The sequence below is a fragment of the Clostridium sp. AM27-31LB genome (assembly GCF_003480745.1).
GTDB lineage: Bacteria > Bacillota > Clostridia > Lachnospirales > Lachnospiraceae > Butyribacter > Butyribacter intestini.
The window spans coordinates 556,559-579,292 of record NZ_QUJS01000001.1 but is presented as its reverse complement, the minus strand read 5'-3'; the positions used below and the strand labels follow the sequence as shown (position 1 = coordinate 579,292).

Annotated in this window: 22 protein-coding genes; 2 read left to right on the top strand and 20 right to left on the bottom strand. The window is 36.1% G+C overall.

Annotation, left to right across the window (positions count from 1 at the left end):
• Positions 1 to 44: 44 nt before the first annotated feature.
• The 9 genes from tpiA to DW721_RS02250 form a co-directional block, all read right to left on the bottom strand.
• Positions 45 to 794, bottom strand: coding sequence for a triose-phosphate isomerase (gene tpiA / locus DW721_RS02290; RefSeq protein WP_118744667.1), 750 nt, complete (start codon positions 792 to 794; stop codon positions 45 to 47).
• A 41-nt stretch (positions 795 to 835) separates the two neighbouring features.
• Positions 836 to 2,035: a phosphoglycerate kinase gene (locus DW721_RS02285; protein ID WP_022014214.1), complete on the bottom strand. Its 1,200-nt coding sequence runs from the start codon at positions 2,033 to 2,035 to the stop codon at positions 836 to 838.
• 382 nt (positions 2,036 to 2,417) lie between these two features.
• Entirely contained in the window at positions 2,418 to 3,434 is a 1,017-nt protein-coding gene (gap, locus tag DW721_RS02280) for a type I glyceraldehyde-3-phosphate dehydrogenase (RefSeq protein WP_055943667.1), read from the bottom strand.
• A gap of 198 nt (positions 3,435 to 3,632) precedes the next feature.
• Positions 3,633 to 4,163, bottom strand: coding sequence for an anaerobic ribonucleoside-triphosphate reductase activating protein (gene nrdG, locus DW721_RS02275; protein WP_022014212.1), 531 nt, complete (start codon positions 4,161 to 4,163; stop codon positions 3,633 to 3,635).
• A 156-nt stretch (positions 4,164 to 4,319) separates the two neighbouring features.
• On the bottom strand, positions 4,320 to 6,446 hold the full coding sequence (nrdD, locus tag DW721_RS02270) for an anaerobic ribonucleoside-triphosphate reductase (protein WP_055945582.1): 2,127 nt from the start codon (positions 6,444 to 6,446) through the stop codon (positions 4,320 to 4,322).
• A gap of 250 nt (positions 6,447 to 6,696) precedes the next feature.
• Entirely contained in the window at positions 6,697 to 7,614 is a 918-nt protein-coding gene (locus DW721_RS02265; protein ID WP_118744666.1) for a sigma-70 domain-containing protein, read from the bottom strand.
• Between the two features lie 230 nt (positions 7,615 to 7,844).
• Positions 7,845 to 8,426, bottom strand: coding sequence for a hypothetical protein (locus DW721_RS02260; protein WP_118744665.1), 582 nt, complete (start codon positions 8,424 to 8,426; stop codon positions 7,845 to 7,847).
• Positions 8,427 to 8,529: 103 nt separating this feature from the next.
• On the bottom strand, positions 8,530 to 9,102 hold the full coding sequence (locus DW721_RS02255; protein ID WP_022014208.1) for a hypothetical protein: 573 nt from the start codon (positions 9,100 to 9,102) through the stop codon (positions 8,530 to 8,532).
• 210 nt (positions 9,103 to 9,312) lie between these two features.
• Positions 9,313 to 9,819, bottom strand: coding sequence for a flavin reductase family protein (locus DW721_RS02250; RefSeq protein WP_022014207.1), 507 nt, complete (start codon positions 9,817 to 9,819; stop codon positions 9,313 to 9,315).
• Positions 9,820 to 9,894: 75 nt separating this feature from the next.
• Here DW721_RS02250 and DW721_RS02245 point away from each other — a divergent pair, with 75 nt between their 5' ends.
• On the top strand, positions 9,895 to 10,662 hold the full coding sequence (locus DW721_RS02245; RefSeq protein ID WP_118744664.1) for a PHP domain-containing protein: 768 nt from the start codon (positions 9,895 to 9,897) through the stop codon (positions 10,660 to 10,662).
• Positions 10,663 to 10,701: 39 nt separating this feature from the next.
• Positions 10,702 to 11,607, top strand: a complete 906-nt coding sequence (locus tag DW721_RS02240; RefSeq protein WP_118744663.1) for a YihY/virulence factor BrkB family protein — start codon at positions 10,702 to 10,704, stop codon at positions 11,605 to 11,607.
• A 77-nt stretch (positions 11,608 to 11,684) separates the two neighbouring features.
• On the opposite strand, the gene DW721_RS02235 is transcribed toward DW721_RS02240, so the two are convergent.
• The 11 genes from DW721_RS02235 to DW721_RS02185 all read right to left on the bottom strand — a co-directional run bounded on the left by DW721_RS02235 (position 11,685) and on the right by DW721_RS02185 (position 22,524).
• Positions 11,685 to 13,310: a SpoIID/LytB domain-containing protein gene (locus DW721_RS02235; protein ID WP_182436173.1), complete on the bottom strand. Its 1,626-nt coding sequence runs from the start codon at positions 13,308 to 13,310 to the stop codon at positions 11,685 to 11,687.
• Positions 13,311 to 13,396: 86 nt separating this feature from the next.
• Positions 13,397 to 13,990: a DUF4340 domain-containing protein gene (locus DW721_RS02230; RefSeq protein ID WP_118744661.1), complete on the bottom strand. Its 594-nt coding sequence runs from the start codon at positions 13,988 to 13,990 to the stop codon at positions 13,397 to 13,399.
• A gap of 12 nt (positions 13,991 to 14,002) precedes the next feature.
• The gene (locus tag DW721_RS02225) at positions 14,003 to 15,478 is read right to left on the bottom strand and encodes a Gldg family protein (protein WP_118744660.1); all 1,476 of its coding nucleotides are present in this window, start codon (positions 15,476 to 15,478) and stop codon (positions 14,003 to 14,005) included.
• Positions 15,479 to 15,493: 15 nt separating this feature from the next.
• Positions 15,494 to 16,360 (bottom strand): ABC transporter permease, encoded by an 867-nt coding sequence (locus DW721_RS02220; RefSeq protein WP_022014201.1) that lies wholly within the window; start codon positions 16,358 to 16,360, stop codon positions 15,494 to 15,496.
• Positions 16,360 to 17,487 carry an ABC transporter ATP-binding protein gene (locus DW721_RS02215; protein ID WP_022014200.1) on the bottom strand — a complete coding sequence of 376 codons (1,128 nt, stop codon included), beginning with the start codon at positions 17,485 to 17,487 and terminating at the stop codon, positions 16,360 to 16,362. The genes DW721_RS02220 and DW721_RS02215 overlap by 1 nt, the downstream gene beginning before the upstream one ends.
• 128 nt (positions 17,488 to 17,615) lie before the next feature.
• Positions 17,616 to 18,134 carry a peptidylprolyl isomerase gene (locus DW721_RS02210; protein ID WP_022013380.1) on the bottom strand — a complete coding sequence of 173 codons (519 nt, stop codon included), beginning with the start codon at positions 18,132 to 18,134 and terminating at the stop codon, positions 17,616 to 17,618.
• Between the two features lie 149 nt (positions 18,135 to 18,283).
• Complete coding sequence (locus DW721_RS02205; RefSeq protein ID WP_118744659.1) at positions 18,284 to 19,372, bottom strand: DUF4097 family beta strand repeat-containing protein; 1,089 nt, start codon at positions 19,370 to 19,372, stop codon at positions 18,284 to 18,286.
• On the bottom strand, positions 19,372 to 19,980 hold the full coding sequence (locus tag DW721_RS02200; RefSeq protein ID WP_118744658.1) for a DUF1700 domain-containing protein: 609 nt from the start codon (positions 19,978 to 19,980) through the stop codon (positions 19,372 to 19,374). Before DW721_RS02200 ends, DW721_RS02205 begins: the two co-directional genes overlap by 1 nt.
• Entirely contained in the window at positions 19,967 to 20,293 is a 327-nt protein-coding gene (locus DW721_RS02195) for a PadR family transcriptional regulator (RefSeq protein ID WP_022013375.1), read from the bottom strand. The genes DW721_RS02200 and DW721_RS02195 overlap by 14 nt, the downstream gene beginning before the upstream one ends.
• Before the next feature lie 489 nt (positions 20,294 to 20,782).
• Positions 20,783 to 21,097 (bottom strand): PD-(D/E)XK nuclease domain-containing protein, encoded by a 315-nt coding sequence (locus DW721_RS16290; RefSeq protein WP_243035924.1) that lies wholly within the window; start codon positions 21,095 to 21,097, stop codon positions 20,783 to 20,785.
• A gap of 197 nt (positions 21,098 to 21,294) precedes the next feature.
• Positions 21,295 to 22,524, bottom strand: a complete 1,230-nt coding sequence (locus DW721_RS02185) for an AAA family ATPase (protein ID WP_118744656.1) — start codon at positions 22,522 to 22,524, stop codon at positions 21,295 to 21,297.
• Positions 22,525 to 22,734: the final 210 nt, after the last annotated feature.

Here is a 22,734-nt window from a genome sequence, read left to right as displayed (position 1 = left end):
GTTTTATTGTGCTTTATGCACTAATATATAATGAAATTTAGAACTTATTTGTAGTTTACAATCTTTCCAAAATCAGCCTTAAGACTTGCTCCACCTACAAGACCACCATCAATGTCAGGTTTTGCAAGTAATTCTGCTGCATTTCCTGCATTCATAGATCCGCCGTACTGGATGCGTACAGCTTCTGCTGTTGCTTCATCATACATTTCTGCAACGCAGTCACGGATTCCTTTACATACTTCCTGTGCCTGATCAGATGTAGCTGTCTTTCCTGTTCCGATTGCCCAGATTGGCTCATATGCGATAACCATACTCTTTACCTGAGCTGCTGTGATTCCTGCAAGGTCAGATTTAATCTGGAGACGAATCCAGTCCATTGTTACACCCATCTCTCTCTGCTCAAGTGACTCACCGCAGCAAAGGATTGGTGTAAGACCTGCTTCAAATGCTTTCTTAACTTTCTTGTTGAGTAAGCAATCACACTCTTTGAAGTAATCACGACGCTCTGAATGTCCGATGATAACATATTTAACACCTGCATCTACGAGCATTGCAGCAGAAATCTCACCTGTGTAAGCTCCGCTCTCCTCAAAGTACATATTTTCAGCACCTACTTCTACATTTGTTCCCTTTGTAGCTTCTACTACAGGCACAATGTCGATTGCAGGTACGCAATATACAACATCAACTTCATCATTCTTTACTAAATCTTTTAATTCATTTACTAATGCAACTGCCTCACTAGGAGTTTTGTTCATTTTCCAGTTGCCGGCAATAATTTTCTTTCTAGCCATTTTTATCCTCATTTCTGCACACATTTTTGGTGCTCGGTTTCTTATTTATCGTCTGCTGCTACTACACCAGGAAGATCTTTACCCTCTAAGAATTCAAGAGAAGCTCCGCCACCTGTAGAGATATGTGTCATCTTGTCACCAAATCCTAACTGATTGCAAGCTGCTGCTGAATCACCACCACCGATGATTGTTGTAGCATCTTTAAGTTCAGCCATAGCTTCTGCTACTGCGATTGTTCCTTTTGCAAAGTTTGGCATCTCGAAACATCCCATAGGTCCGTTCCATACTACTGTCTTTGCACCTTTAACTGCATTTGCGAAAAGCTCTGCTGTCTTAGGTCCGATGTCAAGTCCTTCCATATCAGCAGGAATTTCTCCACGACCTACTACCTTGAAGTTTGCGTCATTTGAGAAATCATCAGCTACTGTTGTATCGATAGGGATGAGAAGTTTAACACCTTTCTCCTCAGCCTTTTTCTCCATCTTAAGTGCATAGTCTTTGTAATCTTCCTCAAGAAGTGATTTACCAACTTCCTCACCGTGAGCTGCCATAAATGTGTATGCCATACCACCACCGATAATAAGTGTATCTACCTTATCAAGAAGGTTTTCGATAACAGAAATCTTTGAAGAAACCTTAGCTCCACCAAGAATTGCTACAAATGGTCTTTCAGGATTGTTTACTGCATTTCCGAGGAAATCAATTTCTTTCTGCATAAGGTAACCAACTACACAGTCACCCTTAACAAACTTTGTAACACCAACATTTGAGCAGTGAGCTCTGTGAGCTGTACCAAATGCGTCATTTACAAATACATCACAAAGTGAAGCAAGCTCTTTTGAGAATTCCTCTCCGTTCTTTGTCTCTTCTGCTCTGTAACGAGTGTTCTCAAGAAGGATAACATCTCCGTCATTCATAGCTGCAACTGCTGCCTTTGCGTTGTCTCCAACTACATTAGCATCTGCCGCAAATTTAACTTCCTGTCCGAGAAGCTCAGTAAGTCTCTTTGCTACTGGTGCAAGTGAAAGCTCAGGCTTTGGCTCTCCCTTTGGCTTACCAAGATGTGAACAAAGAATAATCTTTCCACCGTCAGCGATAAGCTTTTTAATCGTAGGAAGTGCAGCTACAAGACGGTTCTCATCTGTAATCTTTCCATCCTGTAATGGTACATTGAAATCACATCTAACTAAAACTTTTTTTCCTTTTACGTTGATATCATCAACAGATTTTTTATTTAACATAAAAAACTCCTCTCACATTTATTATTATAGGTAACCATAAAACTTATCATATACTTATTGCTTCATGGCACAATCAACCATATATAATGATTATATTGCAAACACCTATTCTTTAATTATTATCTTTATCTTCTTTATTTTAATTATTGCAACATAGGCAATTATCATATAATAAAGAAAAACGAGCCCGGTCCTCTAAAAGACCGGACCCGTATATGGATCATATCCGTACTTGATTGTTTAAAACAACCAGTCACATTAGCTGACTAGCAGTTCTCTGAGAAGTACTTGATTGTTCGGAGAACAATCTCTAAATCACAATGATTAGCAGTTCTCTGAGAAGTATTTGATTGTTCGGAGAACAATCTCTAAATCGCAATGATTAGCAGTTCTCTGAGAAATACTTGATTGTTCTTACCATCTGAGATGTGTAAGAGTTCTCATTGTCATACCAAGAAACTACCTGAACCTCATAAAGGTCATCAGCTACTTTGTTTACCATTGTCTGAGTTGCATCGAAGAGTGAACCAAATCTCATTCCTACGATATCAGAAGAAACGATCTCTTCATCATTGTAACCAAATGACTCGTTAGCTGCTGCTTTCATAGCTGCGTTAATTCCGTCAACTGTTACATCTTTTCCTCTTACAACTGCTGTAAGGATTGTTGTAGAACCTGTTGGTGTAGGAACACGCTGAGCAGATCCGATAAGTTTTCCGTTAAGCTCTGGGATAACAAGTCCGATAGCTTTTGCAGCACCTGTGCTGTTAGGAACGATGTTTACTGCTGCTGCACGAGATCTTCTGAGGTCACCCTTTCTCTGAGGACCATCAAGTGTCATCTGATCACCTGTGTAAGCATGGATTGTAACCATGATACCAGACTCGATAGGAGCAAACTTGTTAAGTGCGTCAGCCATTGGAGCTAAACAGTTTGTTGTACAAGATGCTGCTGAGATGATCTGATCACCTTTCTTTAATGTCTCATGGTTTGTATTGTAAACGATTGTAGGAAGATCGTTACCAGCTGGAGCTGAGATAACAACTTTCTTTGCGCCTGCATTGATATGAGCCTGAGCCTTTTCTTTAGATGTGTAGAAACCTGAGCACTCAAGAACTACATCTACATCAAGGTCGCCCCATGGACAATTGTTTGCATCTGGGAAAGCGTAGATTTTGATTTCTTTTCCATCAACTGTGATAGAATCTTCACCTGCTGAAACTGTATCAGCTTTCTCATATTTACCCTGTGATGAATCATACTTTAAAAGATGAGCAAGCATTTTAGGGCTTGTCAAATCGTTGATAGCTACTACTTCATAACCTTCAGCACCAAACATCTGTCTGAATGCAAGACGTCCGATACGTCCAAAACCATTGATTGCAACTTTAACTGCCATGTTAAAATTCCTCCTAAATATAAATTTTATAATTTGTCCGACTGGAAAAACCGGTCCGACAATTAATCATTTGAATGCAGGCTTTCGCTAAAAATCAATATCTTTTACGATATTTTCTCTTCTGCACAAACCTACCTATAAACTATTGTAACCAATTACCCAAAAAATTTCAAGATTATTTTTTAAATATCTTATATTTTATCTCTCAGGTTCTTTCCACAAAATGATATTTCCACTCTCAAGTGACTCTTTTACCATGATTATCCTCTGGTTTGATGAACCCCTGAACACAAGATTTAAATCCTTAAGTTCAAGTTTAAACTCACCATCAACCAAAACATCTATATATGACATAAACTTTTTTGTCACTTCGCAGTTTTCAAGCATATTTTCTTTTATGTCATTTTCAAAATCATATCCCGTATAACACCATATGGACTTGTCAGGATATTCTTTTTTTACTTTTTCAAGCAGAGGGATAAGTGCTTCCTGATTGACTTTTTCCATTGGGTCACCTCCAAGAAGCGTAAGCCCCTTTATATAATCAGGCTTAAGATATTGTATTATCTCGTCCTCGGCTTTCTCATCAAAAAGCTTTCCATAGCCAAAATCCCATGTTTCCGGATTAAAGCACTCCTTACAGTGATGTGTGCAGCCGCTCACAAACAAGGATACCCTCACTCCCGGTCCGTTTGCAACATCTATCCTTTTTATATCCGCATAATTCATTACCGTCATCCATCCCTTTCTTTTTAAGGATATTTGTAATCTGCTTCGCTACTTACTCATATAAAATTTGTGCTACGCACAATCAGGTGCCATGTTCACCACCGGCACCTGATTAAAGAGCCCCATCAACCAAAAGTAATAGGCAGCTCTTGAATTTTACAGATGAAGTACTCTTGAATTTATCTCTTTAGTCTTTCCGACATTCCAGAAATTCTCTCCAAGATAACCACAGGTTCTTCTGATAACCGTCATCTTGTTCTTGTCCTTATTATGACACTGCGGGCACTCCCATTCAAGATCATCATTTATGATTATCTCTCCGTCATATCCACACACATGACAGTAATCTGATTTCGTGTTAAACTCAGCATACTGTATATTTTCGTATATGAATTTAACAACATCCTCAAGTGCTTCAAGATTATTTCTGAGATTTGGTATCTCAACATATGAGATAGCACCGCCTGATGAGATTTTCTGGAACTGGCTCTCAAATCTAAACTTCTCAAATGCATCTATCTTTTCACGCACATCCACATGATATGAATTTGTGTAATATCCCTTATCCGTCACATCTTTTATAACACCGAACTTCTTTTTGTCTATCTCCGCAAATCTGTAGCAAAGACTCTCTGCAGGTGTTCCGTAAAGACCAAATCCTATACCTGTTTCAAGTTTCCATGTATCACACGCAAGTCTCAATCTTTTCATGAGTCTGAGTGCAAAGTTTGTTCCCTTTGGATTTGTATGGCTTACTCCGGTCATAAGCTTTGTTGTTTCATACACACCTATATATCCGAGTGATATAGTTGAATACCCGTCATGTAAAAGTTTGTCTATAGGCTCATCCTTTCCAAGTCTTGCTATTGCCCCATACTGCCAGTGGATAGGACTTACGCTTGATAATGTTCCCTCAAGTGCATGATGTCTTGCCATAAGTGCATCAAAACATAAGGCAAGTCTTTCTTCAAGCAATGTCCAGAATTTTTCCTCATCGCCCTGGGCTATTATTGCTATCTGCGGGAGATTTATGCTGACAACTCCCTGATTAAATCGTCCCTCAAACTTATATTCTCCGTTTTCATCTTTCCAAGGTGTGAGGAAACTTCTGCATCCCATACATGAAAATACATTACCTTCATAATTTTCACGCATTTTCTTAGCTGAAATATAATCAGGATACATTCTCTTTGCCGAACATTTAACTGCAAGTCTTGTAAGATAATCGTACTTACCTCCTTTAAGGCAATTATGTTCGTCAAGTACATATATAAGTTTAGGGAATGCCGGTGTAACATACACACCTTTTTCATTTTTGATACCCTCTATTCTCTGATTAAGGATTTCTTCTATTATCATGGCATTTTCCTCTATGTAAGGATCATCCTTATCAAGATTAAGGAAAAGTGTCACAAAAGGTGACTGTCCGTTTGTAGTCATCAGTGTATTTATCTGGTACTGGATAGTCTGCACACCCGACTTTAATTCATCCATAAGCCTGTCATTTACAAACTCCTCAAGTACATCCTCTGTAATAGTATCTCCATATTTTTGTCTATAATGAGCTTCATACTTATCATGACTCTTTCTGAGATATTTTCCGAGGTGTCTTATATCAACTGACTGCCCGCCGTACTGACTGCTTGCAACCGCCGAGATTATCTGTGTCATGACCGTACACGCAACCTGAAAACTCTTTGGTGTTTCAATAAGTTTGCCGTTCATAACCGTACCATTTTCAAGCATATCGCCTATATTTATAAGGCAGCAGTTAAATATGCTCTGAAGAAAATAATCCATATCATGAAAATGAAGTATTCCTTCTTCATGTGCTTTTACTATCTTCTCTGGAAGAAGTACTCTCTTTGTAAGATCTTTCGATACCTCACCGGCTATAAGATCTCTCTGTGTCGATGCTATATATGCATTTTTATTTGAGTTTTCTTCCATTACATCCTTGTTGCTGTTTTTTATAAGGCTCATGATGGAATCATCAGTAGTGTTTGCCCTGCGGACCATCTCTCTTGTATATCTATAGATTATATACTTCTTTGCAAGTTCAAATTTTCCCTCACTCATGAGCTTTTGCTCTATCATATCCTGAATATCCTCAACCATCATGTTGTCAACATGCTTGTTCTCTATTCCGGCAACAATAGAGTCTATTTTCTCCTCATTTACCTGCTCGTTTTTATCAACTTCCGCATTGGCTTTCTGGATCGCAACAATTATCTTATTGCGGTCATAATCAACGACTCTGCCATCCCTCTTGATTACCTTCATCATCATATTTCCTCCAATCTATGCAGTCATGTATAGTCAAATAACTACATGACCCTATGTTCTTTTCCTGACCTGCATTTATATATGTATTCCACATATACAACATGACTCTCTCAAAGAACGCAAGACTTATTATAGCACCTGGGCCAAAAAATGTCCACAATATATTGTGTTTATTTTTCAATAAATCACAAAATATTGTGGACACCCTTTATTTACTATATCTTACTGCTGTAGTATGCCAATGCGGTCAGATTGATTTATGACCCGGTGTGGTATCAGCAATACGCTGTGTGTCTTTTGACAATCCCATTATTCCTCTTATCTCATCAACAGGAATTTTGGTATATTCTGACAATTCCTCTTTTGTCGGAACCCTTCCCATCTCCTCAGTCATATACTTTGCCGCTTCATTGAGCAGATTTGTGCGTGCGAGAACTGCTGATTCCCAATCTTTATCCGAAGTCACCGTGTCTAACAAAGATTCTATCGCATTTGTAACTTCCATATATATAGCACCATCTATACTGTCAAAATTTGGAACATTATTATCAACAAAATTCTTTTTATTTTCTTCTATCACGGATATTGCTTCAAGTAATCCTACATTTCCCTCAGCAATAAGTTCATCCATCCCTGTTATCCCTTTTTTGACATTCTCCCTGTCTGCATAATTGCGTGCGATTTTTACTACCTGTGCAAGCCTGTTCTCTACAAATCTATTCCTGGCATTTTTATCACCATCCATAAATTTCTGAATCAGATTTCTCTCTTCAGCGTCATCATAATAGTCAAGTTTTCCTATTTCATCCATATAAAGTTTATTGTTATATTCTGCTCTTTTTTTTGACAACTCCTTTGGAGAAGTATTGTTTTCTTTTTTATCATTATGCTTTTCAGATTCGGTTTCCTCATCCGAAAGCTCTTTATCTTCATTTTTATCACTTTCATTACTTTGCAAGTCAACTGCTTTTGGCACAAATCTGTATCCCTCAACCTCTATTCCTGCAAGGGAAAGATAATAATAGACCTGTTCCATTTTATCATCAGACAGTTCTAAATCACTTAAATATTTTTTCACTTCATCTTTTGTAAGCTTATTATCCTGCGAAGCTGCAATACTTTTGACTGCCTCTAATTCTTCTAAAAATTTTCCCTGTTCTGACATATATCTCTCCTACTTTCATACATAATAAATTTTGCAATAAACATCTTTCATGGATGCAGCTTTCTTATTTTAATACTATACTCATTATTATGCAAGAAAAATGGACTGCCATATGAATATATAATCCTACTGACAATCCATTTCCAAAATACACTTTGTAATATTATCATTACAAAAGCTTAAGTACCTATAATCTTAATTCATAAAATCTTCTTAAAAATCACTCTTAACTATTTCTTAAATGTGAGCTTGAAGCTTACTTTAAGGCTCTTCTTAAATTTTAATTTATTAGGATCTACAGGATAATTTGCCTTTTTAGCACCTGTGCCACCTTTACCATATACATTAAAAATCTCAAGACGGAATTTATTGTTCTTCTGATCTTTCTCAAGATATCCCTGTTTAAGCTTGTTAGCCTTTACTTTTATAGCTTTGCCGTCAACATAAATCTTTACCTTTGAAATTTTAATCTGGCTTGGCTTATATGTTTTCATCGCATTTTCAATATCTACACAAAATACACTTGCTTTAGATGTTTTCTCTTTTGCTCCTGTTTTAAGCTTACTCTTTGTAAGAGTCATTGAAACATTCTGTGTTCCTTTTTTAGCTTTAATAGTCTTTGGTGAGTCATACTCTCCCTTAGCTGTATTCATATTTGCAGTTACTTTCCACTTATCATCTGAAAACATAACATATGTCTTAAATTTCTTTGCAGCACTGGCTTTCTGAGTCATTCCGGCTGTTCCTGCTACTACCATTGAGAGTGCTAATGCAACTGACACTCCTTTTTTAGTTAATTTTGAAAGTCTCATATTCTTTTCCTCCACTTTAACGCTTTTATTTTTATGTAGAATATATCACTCAATATACACTACAATTTTAAATGCCATTGTCAAGTTCGTGTACAAGCAGTAACTATTTAATCTTTACTGTATATGTCACCTTTATGGTTTTCTTTGGCATAGTGTACTTAAATTTGGCAACACGGCTGTTCCACATATTGATGATCTGAAGCTGTACAAATCCGTCTGTCTGACCAGGATCAGGTGTTAAAACTCCTTTTTTGATAGTCTTAACTTTCTTTCCGTCAAAGAAAACATTTACATTTGTAACAGTAACTTTTTTCTTGTCTTTTCCTTTAATATTTGTATCTACATAGAGTGTATTGAATGTCTTGTCTTTTGCGATACATTTATTAAGTCCTGTAAGCTGAACAGTGTATGTCTTTTTACCTTTTTTCATTGTGGTGTCTTTAAACTTTACACTGTTTTTTGACAATTTGTTTGTCGTGTTCTGAAGTTTGTTTGAAAACTTTGCATCGTCATGCTGATTTCTGAATGTAAACTTCGCTGTCTGCAGACAAAGATAAGCTTTATAACTTGCTGCATCGGCTTTCTTTGTGCTTGGTGTTGCTACAACTGAGCTTGCAGTAACGGCTACTGCGACGGCTACTGCCAATACTTTTTTTGCAAATTTACTGAAATACATAAAATTTCCTCCCTTATCATATCATGATCTAGTGTAATATTTTACAATGTGATTATTATTCATTCACATCTTGTTCACAATTCATATTGTATTTTAATCTTTAAAAAGATAATACACAACAAAAGCGAAACCTTTTACCCCAAAAATGAGACATTTAACATACCTGCCTTATTTCGGCTTATTTTGCCATTTTTATGTCGTATTTCTGCCTTATCTTGCAAGTATTTTTGTGATTTTTGCTATATACATAGTATGGTAGTCCTTATCTTTATACCATGTTTCGTCAATAGTTTCATCAAGAAAATCTTTCGGTTCTATATCAGTCTTTGACATTACCTCACAGATAAATACCATATTTGCTTCGTCAATATAAGGTACTCCATCACAATAATCAACTTTTACTTTTGCCGCTTTCATCTTATCCTCGTCTCTTCCTGAAACTGTACCAAGATATTTCATATCCCTGCGGTATTCTTCTCCCGGAAAACTAAGTGAAAACTTACCCTTTTTATCAATAAACTCTTTTGTGAATCTGCTCTGTCTTATAAACACAAAGACAGAATCCTTTCCCCACATCTCTCCTACTGCTCCCCATGAAGCAGTCATCGAATTTGCTTTTTCTTCATCACCTGCCGTAACAAGCATCCAGTCCTTTCCTATTTTTTTAAACGGATTCATATCCATGTAATCAACTGAAACTTCCTGAAAACTATGCATTTTTTATTCCTCCTAAAAATCTTTTTATATATTTTAGCATAAAATCGACTAAAAAAATGATTTTTTTATTATTTTATGCATTTTTTTCAAATAGATAATAGTTGTTTTGCCCGCCGCATAATGCTATACTATGAATTACTACTAATTTATTGCTTATTGGAGGCTGATACGGATATGAAAGTTGAGATGCACACACACACAAGCGAAACAAGTCCCTGTGCACATATTTGCGCACAGGATGTAATAAAAATGTATAAAGAAGCAGGATATGATACCGTTGTTATAACCGACCACTACAGCAAATGGGTATTTGAAAAAAACGGTGCAAAAACTCCTGACGAAGTCACCTCACATTTTTTAAAAGGATACAAAACAGCTCTTGGCTGTGCAGAAACATATGATATAAATGTATTGCTCGGCTGTGAGGTAACACTCACGGAAAGTCCCAATGACTATCTTTTATACGGTGTAAACGAAGACTTTTTCCATACACATCCTTTTTTATACAATCTTTCCCTCGAAGAATTATCTGAAATATGTCACAATGAAAATATACTTATCGTTCAGGCTCATCCAAATAGAGCCTACTGCGAACCGGTAAATCCTGCACTTCTTGACGGTGCCGAAGTTTTCAACGGCAATCCACGCCACGACAGCAACAATGATAAAACTTATGCCTGGGCATATGAACATGACCTTATCATGACATCAGGAAGTGATTTTCACGAAAAAGAAGACCTCGCTCTCGGAGGTATAATCACAGAGTACGATATAAAGACTGAAAATGATCTTATACAGACCCTTTTGTCAGGAGATTACAGTCTTATAACGCCTGTTGAATAAAATTATATAACACGATTATAACTTAAAGGAACAGCTTTTATGAAAAATAAAAAAATAATTGATATTTCGGATAACAGAACTTTACTCTCAAAGTTTAGTTATTTATATGCAAAAATTAACAGACTTATGAATCACTTTAAGAAAGCTGCTTTATCTGCATTTGCAGGGCAGGCGGCTTTCTTTATGATTCTTTCTTTTTTCCCTTTTTTCATGTTTTTACTGTCGCTTTTCCGGTACACTCCATTTACCAAAAGCATGCTCCTTAAAACTGCATCTGCACTCGTCCCGGAATACTTTAGAAATTATCTTGGCAGTATAATAAATGAAATATATAATGTGCAGACTGGTGCCGTACTGTCAGCTACAATCATTGTTGCCATATGGCTAGGCTCAAAGGCATTCTTATCACTTATCCAGGGTCTTAATTCAGTCTATAACCTTGATGAGACAAGAAATTATATAATAATACGCATCTACTCCTTTTTTTATACGGTAGTCTTTGCGATTCTCATTGTTGTAATACTTACAGTTATCGTATTTGGAAATAAACTGTATTATTATATCAGACAGCATTTTCCATTTACTGAAAAGCCTCTTGCTTCTATTATAAATGTAAGAGCTGTCATAAGCTTTTTGGTCTTATTTTTGTTTTTCTGGTTGTTGTATGTAATACTTCCAAACCGCAAAGCAACATTTACGCACCAGATTCCCGGAGCACTTGTGGCAAGTGCCGGCTGGCTTATCTTTTCATACATCTATTCTTTTTATGTAAACAACATCAATAATTACTCAAAATTTTATGGACCAATGACTACTATGGCTCTGCTGATGTTGTGGCTGTATGCCTGTATGTATATACTTTTTCTTGGAGGTATGTTAAATCATCTGCTCGAAAAAAAATACCGGCAAAAGCAAAAAAAGCTGACAAACAATTCAAAAATATAATTAAAATCATATCAAAAACATAAGGCAGACCGTAAAGTCTGCCTTATAATTTTTATGCAATATTTCAAATACTACTATCAATAACCTTTCAACGCTGTCACTTTAACTCCTGAAAAATAATGATTTAATATCTGTCTGTAGTTAAAGCCCTGCTTTGCCATGTTGCCGGCTCCACTCTGACTCATACCTGTTCCATGTCCGAAACCTCCTCCGGTTATCTTAAATCCGCCTGATACTGCATCTATGTAAAATGCTGCACTTGGAAGCATAAAATAACCTGCCATGTCTGTACCATATCTTCGCTTTATCGTCTCACTTACGGGAGCAAGCACTTTTCTTATGTTATACTGGTTACATACTTTATAAGTGTTTTTGTTTCCTCTTATTATAATCTCTGATGCCATCCCGCTTTTTTCACGCTTTGTTATCTCAATACTCTTTATCTTTCCCGTAACAAAACCTGACCTTGATTTGTATTTTCCATTTTTCAGCTTAGTGAGGACATTTGCATTATTTGACACATAACATGAACTCAAAGCTGAATCTATACGGCTTCTTAAGCTTTTTTCCTTAATCTTTACGGACCAGCGGTACCATTCTTCTTTACTGTCATATGTTGTGCAACTCTCATTATTTATAAAGTTTCTGAAAATCTGCTCATTTGACAGATTATATCCTTTTATTCCTGTTTTTCTTCTGGATCTTGCCGTAATCTGAAACCGGCTGTCAAGATATGATATTTTTGACGGTGTATTCCACACATCCTGACCGTCAGCCGTATAACCCCACGATGTTGAAAAATAGTAAGCAGTTACGACTTTCCCTGATTTTTTCATAACTCTCTCAAATGTCCCGTCAACAGCTTTTCTCGACCTTTTGTCCTCAGGAATGTTGTTATATACCTGACAGGCAACACTATCATCAACATCTGCACCATACTCAGCATATTTTCCGGATTTTATCTGATTGTATGCATAACTTCTTGCACATACCGCCTGTGTTTTAAGTGCCTCCATAGGATTTGAGGTTGACATCTCACTTGGAAGTACCGCATAAAGATACTGCTCTATAGGAAGTGTATTTGTAAGCAGAAGTCCTTTTGATTTATATTTTATTGTCATAGTTCCACGATACTCAGGGTGTATATTCTGCCTTTTTATATTAAGCACTTTTATCTTTGCACCATTGTAAGAACCTACAACTATCTTTTTCCCTTTTAATTTTTTGTCACTTGCATTAAATACTGCCTTTTTTCCAGCCGCATAACTCTTTGTCTTATTATTTACCTTTACATAAAAACTGCTTGAAGATGTAAGCTTTATCTTTTTGTGAAACATATCAGAAAAATTACTATTTGTAATAAGCACCCTTATAGATTTACTGCTTTCAGGATGTGCAGCTATGTGTTCCACCCTCCTTTTCTTATGTTTTTTTCTTTTATTTTTAGCAGTATTATTTTTTTTAACATTTTTTGTGTTCTTTGTTTTTGAACTTTTATTATCGTTACTATCAGCTTTGCTGCCATCTTTTTCACGGTTTATTGTATTTTGTGTCTGTGTTTTTACACTCTTCTTTTTACCGCCAAAATATCCCTCAATATAAGCCTGTAACACTATACATATAAAAACCATGATGCTTATCACAGCTATTATGATAAGCACCTGCTTTTTATTATTTAATTTTCCTTTATTGTTCTTTTTCATCTTTTCCATTCCCGCCTTATTAATTCTAAAAACTATAATCACCGGTACACCTGACATTCATTGTCAGATATACCGATAAAAAATGACTATTTTGCTGATGTTGCCGTCGGTGCTGCAGTTGCCTCAGCCTTTAATTCCTTTTTGGTAGTTTCAAAATCAGATGTAAAAGCAGACTCTACCATGTACACTTTCTTTGTATCATTGTCAATGTAAGCGTATCGTCCTTCACCTGCAACTGACTCATCTCCTGCCGTCAATGTCTTTTTATTGCCGTCTTTATCTGTAATATCGACCTGTAAAGCTGGTTCTTTAAGTCCGTACTGTGACAAATCGGTGCAATTTGATGTGACTTCGCTTGTAGCAGACATCTTTTTTACATCACTTACAAGAGTCTCCACCTTGCTCTGATCAAGGCTGTATTTGGTATCATCCTTTAACACCCACTTATTTTTGTTTTTCACAAATGTCAGCTCCGCCATGCTGTTCTTGAAATGAAGCTCTGCAATATCTGATTCTTTTATTGAATACAGCTCTATATTATTCCCTGCTTCTTCCTTTTTTTCACTATTGTCCTTATGCTTTGTTGCCACAAAAAATACAATTATCAATGCTATTAGGAGAACACATAATCCAATTATTGTCAATAGCTGTCTGTTTTTCTTTGACACTTTTCCGCCCATATTGTTCCTCCTTTACTTTCTTCTTCTGCTAAACCATATTGCAAAGCCTGTTATAAGAAGTCCGACAGGTATGATAATGATTATTACTGTCGCCCAGAAAAACTGCGTTCCCTGTGTAAGTGAAACATATGTGTAAGAAAGACTCTTTGCATTTATTGAAGTTTCCTCAACATCTGAATTTGATAATGACTTGACCGCATTAGTAAACAATGAGCCATTGTCAAGCTGGTTTGTTGAGATTACATCATCTGAGAATGCATATGCTGATGCATAAACAACAAGTTTTGCACTCTTATTATCATCAATCTTGTCTGTTACTGAAACACCCATGGCAAATGGTCCGTCAATATCACCTTTTTCCTTTGCTGCCTTTCCTGATGAAGTATCTAGTTTGAGATATGAACCTTTTGATGTAGTCATAAACTCTGATATTGTAAGTGACTTTCTTGCACCCTTAAGTTTTGAGATTCCTACAGGAGACGGCATTACAACTACCCCGGATACACCTGAAGCTATCTCATTTGAAGAATCCAGTGTCGGAATAACTGAATTTACATAGTTATAATAATTTCCCTGTGTTTCGCATACCGAACCTATCTGCTCATTGAGCCCGTAATACTTGAGCAATGCCCTTAAATTTGGTGTATCCTTTGTTCCATACTGAAGATTTATAACGGCATTTCCACCTTTCTTCATGTAGGCAAGAATCTTATTTTTTTCTTCTTTGCTTATATCTTTTGTTGCTCCGTTTATAAGAAGTATATCACAGTCTGAAGGGACTTTATCCTCTGAATAAAGAGTAAGTTCATCAGTATCTATATTCATCTTACTAAACGAAGTTGACATAGTTGTTCCAACTTCCTGTTCATCATGTCCCTTAAGAATATACATCTTTGTCTTTTTCTCTGCAAGCACTTTCTGTATTGCAGATGTTATCTTTCCTTCAACATCAAGATAGTATTCTCCACTGCTTTGAGTGTATGATGAATAATCTGTATTTGAATAATACATATCCGTATTCTGCACATACGATGAATTTTTTGTTGAGTCATTTACAACGATAACATCATTCTGTGCAACTGAGCCGGCTTCACTCTCTGACAGGTATTTACTTGCAAATCCCGGATTTACAACAGGGTCTATCTTTTTAAGTTTAACCTTTGATGATGCCTTAGGATACTGGTCGAGCACTTTTTCAATATACTCTGTCTCCTTGCCGTCCGTTACAAGATAATACAAAGTAACACTGTTCTTTGCCGATTTCAATGCTTTCTTTGTATCCTTAGATAATGTAAATAAACTGTTTGAACTAAGGTCGCTCGACAGATCAAGTTTTCCAAACACAAGATTTACAACAACTACTATTGCTATTACAAGAATAGTTATAAAAGAACTGTAAGCTCCCGATTTAAATTTTTTGTTAGTAAATGATTTTTTAATTCCTCCGGAGCTTTTTTTCATTTTTGCTGTTCTTAATTCTCTACTCATTTTTGCTGCTCCTTTCTAATTAAAACGCTTTTTCTTTATCATCTGGATAGTTAAAAATACAAATAAAAATGCTATTGAAACATAATATACTATCGCATCATAATTTAAAATTCCAAGACTGAAATCATCAAATCGTGTAGACAGAGCAAGCGTATTTAATATGTTTGTAAGCAGGCTTTCATATAATGAAGATTTTACTGCGTAGATTATCCATATTGCTGCCTCTCCGATAACCGCCATCATAACAAGAACAGTTACATTATTCATCATATGATAAAAAACAAGACATATGACAAGCCAGAGTACAGCTATCATGACACACTGTGATATTGCCTCGGTTGGAAGCATCCCGGTGATATTGCTTAAAAGAAATGTAAGAAGAAGTGTGATAAAACTTACAACTGATGCAATAACCTGACTCTCCGTGAGCGATGAGATAAAAAGACCTATTGCTATCGTTGCTGCTCCTAAAAGATAAAATCCTATGATACTGCTGTATGCAGGTGCAAGTCTTACATCAGTTCCATACATATGAATGATAAGCGGATATATACATATCGGAATAAATGCACATGAAAACAGTGTCAGAACCGCAAAATATTTGCCAACAATTATCTTTGTAAGCGATACCGGTGCCGTATAGAGAAGCTGATCCGTTTTCTGCCTGTTTTCCTCAGCAACTATTCGCATAGTAAGTATAGGCACAAGCAAAACATACATAAATGATATACCACCGAGCGTAACCTCAAAATTTCCAAGTCCGCTTGAAAGATTGTATGCCCATGTATATATTCCTATGATAACGAGGAAAAATGCAAGAAACACAAAACCTATCATTGAATTAAAATATTGTCTTAACTCTTTCTTATATATTGCAAGCATTATTTTTCTCCTCCTTCCATATCTGAAGAATGTTTTTCAGTTTCAGACACATCAAGTTCTCCGCTAATGTCAGCATTTTTTTCTGAATTTTGATTCTCATTTTCGTTCTGCAGTTCACCTTCTGTTTCAGCTTTATCTTTCTTTTCACTCTTTAATTTTTTGAGTTTTCTGCCACCATACTGCTTTGAACCGCCTCTTGTAAGTGCAAGGAACGCATCCTCAAGTGATGTATCAAGTTTATTCATTTCAATGAGTGGGCACTCCGCCTTTGCAAGTGCATAGAACAGATCCACTCTTATATCCTCGTCCTCTGCACAGTAAATAGTAAGACCTGTCGTATCCTCCTCTGTATCTTTGTCATTGTCATAAGATACATTCTTAATACCTGATATAGTCCTAAGTGCCTCTTTAAGTTTTGTTTTATCACCCTTTACAACAACATGAACACCATTTGTGTCAACCATTTTCTTTGTAATATTTTCCGGTGTATCTTTTGTTATCATCTTTCCTTCATTTATGATAATAATCTCGTCACAGACAGCACTAATCTCCTGCATGATATGCGAACTTAAAAGAACGGTATGATTTTTGCTCAGTTCCCTGATAAGTTCTCGCATCTCTATTATCTGACTCGGATCAAGACCTACCGTCGGCTCATCAAGAATAAGTATGTCAGGATTCCCCATCATTGCTCCCGCAAGTCCGACTCTCTGTTTATAACCTTTTGATAAATGTTTTATAAGTCTTTCAGAAACATCAAGTGTCTTTGTCTTTGACATTATCTTATGGACTTCTATATCCCTATCTTTTTTAGAAACTTTCTTAAGTTCTGCAACAAATGAAAGATACTCTCTCACTTTTAAATCAGGATAAAGTGGTGGTATCTCCGGAAGATAGCCTATATTTTTCTTTGCAAGTTCAGGTTCATCCATAATGTCTATACCATCGATAAGCACTTCTCCCTCCGTCGGTGCTATATAACCTGTTATCATATTCATTGTTGTTGATTTTCCTGCACCGTTAGGTCCGAGAAATCCGACAACTTTTCCTGTCTCAACAGTAAATGAAAGATCGTTTACCGCAGCATGATTTCCATACCTTTTAACGAGATTTTTTACTTCAATCACTGTATTTACCTCCTGTTATTTATATACAAAAGAGGATAACATAAGAATGTCAAGATTTTGTGAACAAAAAGTGCTGCCGCACTAAAATTTAGTGCGGCAGCACTTTTTAATTACTTTTTATAATATTTTTAGCATTTTTCAGGTTCAGGATATTCTACTCCATCTGTATCTACCGTTACTTTGATTATCATCTGCGGCTCTAATGGTGCATCTGAATAGTCAGTTTCTGTTTCTGCTATAGAATTGACTGTGTCCATTCCGTCTGTTACTTTTCCAAATGCAGCATACTGTCCGTCAAGATGTGGTGCATCTTTATGCATAATAAAGAACTGTGAGCCTGCTGAGTCAGGCATCATTGAACGAGCCATTGAGAGAACTCCTGCTGTATGCTTAAGATCATTTTCTACACCGTTTATCGCAAATTCACCTTTAATGGAATATCCAGGTCCGCCTGTTCCTACTCCGTCAGGATCTCCACCCTGTATCATAAATCCTTTTATGACTCTATGAAATATAAGTCCATCATAAAAACCTTTATTTATAAGTGATATAAAATTGTTTACAGTATTTGGTGCGATTTCAGGATAAAGCTCTGCTGTTATCGTTCCCGCTGTTGTCTCAAATGTTACTATTGGATTTTTTGCCATTTTATTTTTCCTTTCTTGCTGTTATATTTTATATTTTATTTTTCTTTCTATTTAATGTCAAGCACAATTACATCCCCCTACACATAATACTGTGCCTAGGCATTCCAAAGTTCCTATCTTCATTTCTTTCCTCGTTTTTGTTTTATATATTACCTGATTGAAATATCACCATCCGAACACTTTATCTCAACTGTTGCCGTCGCAGACTCAATATTTCTCTCAAAAGATGTTTCCGTTTTATCACCATCTGTTATATTCTTTACACTCACATCTCCATAACTTGTCTTTGCATTTACCGAAATGCCTTTCCAGTCATCAAATCCTATTACTTTCACATCCCCATAACCTGACTTAATTTTTATATTGCCATCAAATTTAGTATCCTCAAGTCTTAAATCACCGTCATTTAATTTTACGGCTATATCCTCGAACGAACCGTCATTGCACTTAATGTCACCATAATTGTCTGTTATATTTATACCTTTAAGATTTGTATTTTTAACAGAAATATCTCCATCATTTGTTGATATTTTTCCGCTGTCAATATCAGTATCTTCAAACTTAATATCACCATAGCTGTCGTTAATGGTGACAGTATTAAGTTTGGAATCTTTTACCGCCATATCACCGTCAGAAGATGCTATTTTTATTTCTTTTGACTCTGTATCCAAAAGTTTTATATCACCTGCATCCACGGAAATATCTATCCTGTCACTTCTAAGCCTGTCCACGGAAATATCACCGTCTGCCATATCAAGCTCCGCACTGCTTATCTGTTTAGCTTCAGGCAGATACAATATAAACTGATTTCTTTGTGTATAATCTTTCGTACCGCTTATCAAGGCTTCAATACCACTCAAATCCATGTTTACCGTAACATGATTTGATTTCTGTCTGAGCTTAAATTCTCCATCGCTCACCTCATACTCTGCCGTCACTTCACCTTTCTCTTTCTTTAGATTATATGATATATAACAGTTTTTGTCATCTGATTTTACAATCTTAAAATCAATAGTATTTAATTTGACATTTATCTTATCAAAATCATCTATCTTTGTCTTTTCTAATACTGCATATTCTTTTTCAAGATTTTTACTGTCAGTTGTGAGCATTGAACTAAAATCCAGCTTCTTTACAACTTTTCCACCTCCCATTGCTCCTCCGACAAAAAACATTCCTGCTCCAAAAAGCAGACATAAAATTCCTGCTATCAAAGATATATTTATAAATTTTTTCATTATTTTTTCCCCCTTTTAGACGCTTTCTGTGCAAACTTAATAGTAATATCAATAAGAAATCTGCTAAATAAAACTCCGATTACCGAAACAATAATTCCAACGCCTATCGCTGCAAGTCCAAGCCCTAATAGCATCAACGCCGCTGGTATTGAAAGTTTTATCGTAACTACCGCCCTCGCTATAACGGCAAGTCCGGCTATAACCGAGCACACCCCGACTAAAAATACGCATAACAAAACTAATACAATACAAAGCAAGATACAAAACATTACGACCAGCCCGCTTATAAGAAGCGGTGTCGCAACAGGAATCGCACATATCGCAAGTATAGCTACCCACAATATACCAAGCACCGACCTTTTCCCACTGTCATCCTGTTTCTTTTCATCAGCTTGTTTTTTCTCATCTATCCTCTTGTCAAGAACATTGCTTATAATGTCACAGGCAGCTTCTTTCGGTGTTCCAAGCTCATCCATAAGTTTCTTTGCTTCATCATCATCTGTCTCAGAAAAATACTCCGTAAAATATTCCATCGCATCATCGTAATCCGCCTTAGGCAATTTTTTCAGATACTTGCTAAGCTGCCCTAAATATTCATCTCTCGTCATTTTTTATTCTCCCTTCTACTATACCGTCAATCGTATCTCTGTAACTTATCCACTCTGAATTTAAGAATTTAAGTTCTTCCACACCCGCATCTGTCAAAGAATAATATTTTCTTTTTCTTCCCTGATACTCCTTTGTGTAGGTAGTCATAAACCCGTTTTTCTCAAGTTTTTTCAAGATTGGATAAAGCGTGGACTCTTTTATATCCGCCACAAGTTTAACAGTCCGACTTATCTCGTATCCATATGAATCTTCCTTTTGCAGCACCGACAGGATTAAAAATTCTATCAGATGTGCAGATACAGGATAGTACATCTTTACACTTCCTTTCTGTTTGAATTATATGCAAAATTTTTATATATAAAAATATTATATATAAAATATATACATATTGTTGTACTTTGTCAAGTAAAAAAGGGCAAAACCAGCGTTTTGCCCTCCAAGAATTGCTTCGCAATTCTCATTGGTTTTCCTCTACATTACGAGCATTTTCCTATAACACAAAAAAGGGCAAAACCAGCGTTTTGCCCTCCAAGAATTGCTTCGCAATTCTCGTTGGTTTTCCTCTACATTACGAACATTTTCCTATAACATAAAAAAAGACTGTCGCAATAAGAAAATTACATACATGATATAGATGCTCTATTATAGTAACTACTTCTATATCATGTACGATTTTTCATTAATGCAACAGTCTCTTTAAAAATAACTCTGAACATAATATTTCTATCAATAAGTTTGTTTTCAAATATTATATTTGTTCTACACTATTAAGATTACTGTATGTTATTTTTGTTTTCTGCTTTATTGTGTGTCTGCGGCAGAGCCGTTTATCTCCTCTATAACACAAGTATGATGCTTTTTATCTTTTCCCTCCGCATCATAGCTTATCCCTACAAGAAGTATTTTGTCACTGTAGCCTGACAATGCACCGTGGTATCTGTTATCTTTTATCTGTTTAATCGCAGTGTCCGCCGATTTATTATACTTTAATTCCACTACCATTGCAGGTCTGAATCCCGCATTTGCCCTCGGAATAAACGCAAAATCAGCAAAGCCTTTTCCGGCAGGCATCTCACGGATTATATTGTAATAACCCGGTGCCGTAAAATATGCCATTGTAAGAACACAGCTAAGTGAGTTTGATGCAAGGGTCAAAAGCAGATAGCAGTGTATGTTTACATACAAAATGCTATCTGGTGGCTTGACCCGCCAAACACCGACAAGTAGCAAATTTGCTTGCAAAGATGCGGGATTGGAGGTGTTTGTAGGATTGCGAAAATTGCTTAGCAATGTAGCAATCCGTAGCATCATCATTAAGTATCATGAGCAAGTTCTATAAGTTCGGCAACTTTTTCTGCATTTCCATCTATAGTTTCAAAAAGCAGTTCATCACAAATTGAAATCGCTTTTGCAATCTCTTTCCACCCACCTGTTTGCAATGCAAGTTCAAATGCAGTTGCCACCTCATAGTTTGGCACATATGCACTCTTTCTGTCCGCATCATATCCAAGATAACCCAAATGTATCAATGCCGTTAAAGCATCATCCTTTGATGCAATAGTTGAAAAATCATTTTGAAATGTATTTGGATTTACCATGACTTTTCCACCTGCAAGCATCTTCATAATATCATCCTTTAGTCCTGCATAATTCATCGTTATAAATGTATTTATTGATGCAAATGAAGATGTATTTCTCCAGTATGAATCAAAATCATTTCTCTCTACCGCCATAGAAACAGAGTTTGGATTATACATATGAATACCGTCGATCAAATATCCGTTGTACCATGCTTTTGTACTCTCAAAATCCATATCAAACCGCTTGCATAATTCTTTAACCTCGTCTTCCGTAAACCCATAGTATTTTGTAATCGGACTTGATTTTAACATCGTATATTCACTGAAATTATTTAAAGCCGACTCATCTTTAATCTTCTTTATCGGCAAAATCCCCGTAATATATGCCAGTGCAAGAAAAGATTTTGACTCCTCCGATTTAAACAGCGAGTGTAAAAACTGTAAATACTCGTGTACCAACTCTTTGTTATCACTGTTTCTGATAACACAATCCCATTCATCAATTATTATAACAAACTGAGTATCTGTTATCTCATAAATCTCCTGTATCAGCAAATATAAATCTTGGCTGTAATCTAATGTATCATTATATTTTTTCTTAAAATCTTTACATACCCTCTCCTTAATTGATTCTACTAAATCTTCTTTGTGAAAATCCCAGACTGATGCTATATCCAGATGAATAACATTATACTTGTTCATATATTTTTTATAATCTGCACTTTCAGAAATCTTTGTCCCGTCAAAAAGCTCAGTCGAATCACACCCAAGACTATAATATGCGTCTATCATCCCAGCCGCATGGGACTTTCCAAATCGTCTTGCATGGCTTACCGCAAGACATTTATCCTCCGTTGACAGTCTATCATTAAGATACTCTATCAATTTTGTTTTATCTACATAAATCCTGCTGTTTTTTGCCTGCCGGAAACTCGCATTACTCGGATTAAAATATACACCCATCTTAATTCACCTCATTTCATCTATATAACATTGGTATCCGCAAAATCCTGTCCCAAACTCACCTACAGATTGACACATTGCTGTGTATTTTTCATTATCTTACAGATAACAACACTTAATACTTCCGACTTTACTTACCCCTAGTATATTTTTAATCCGAAACAATGTCAATCGCATTTTTAACACAAAATCGTGTCCTTCTCTTTTTTT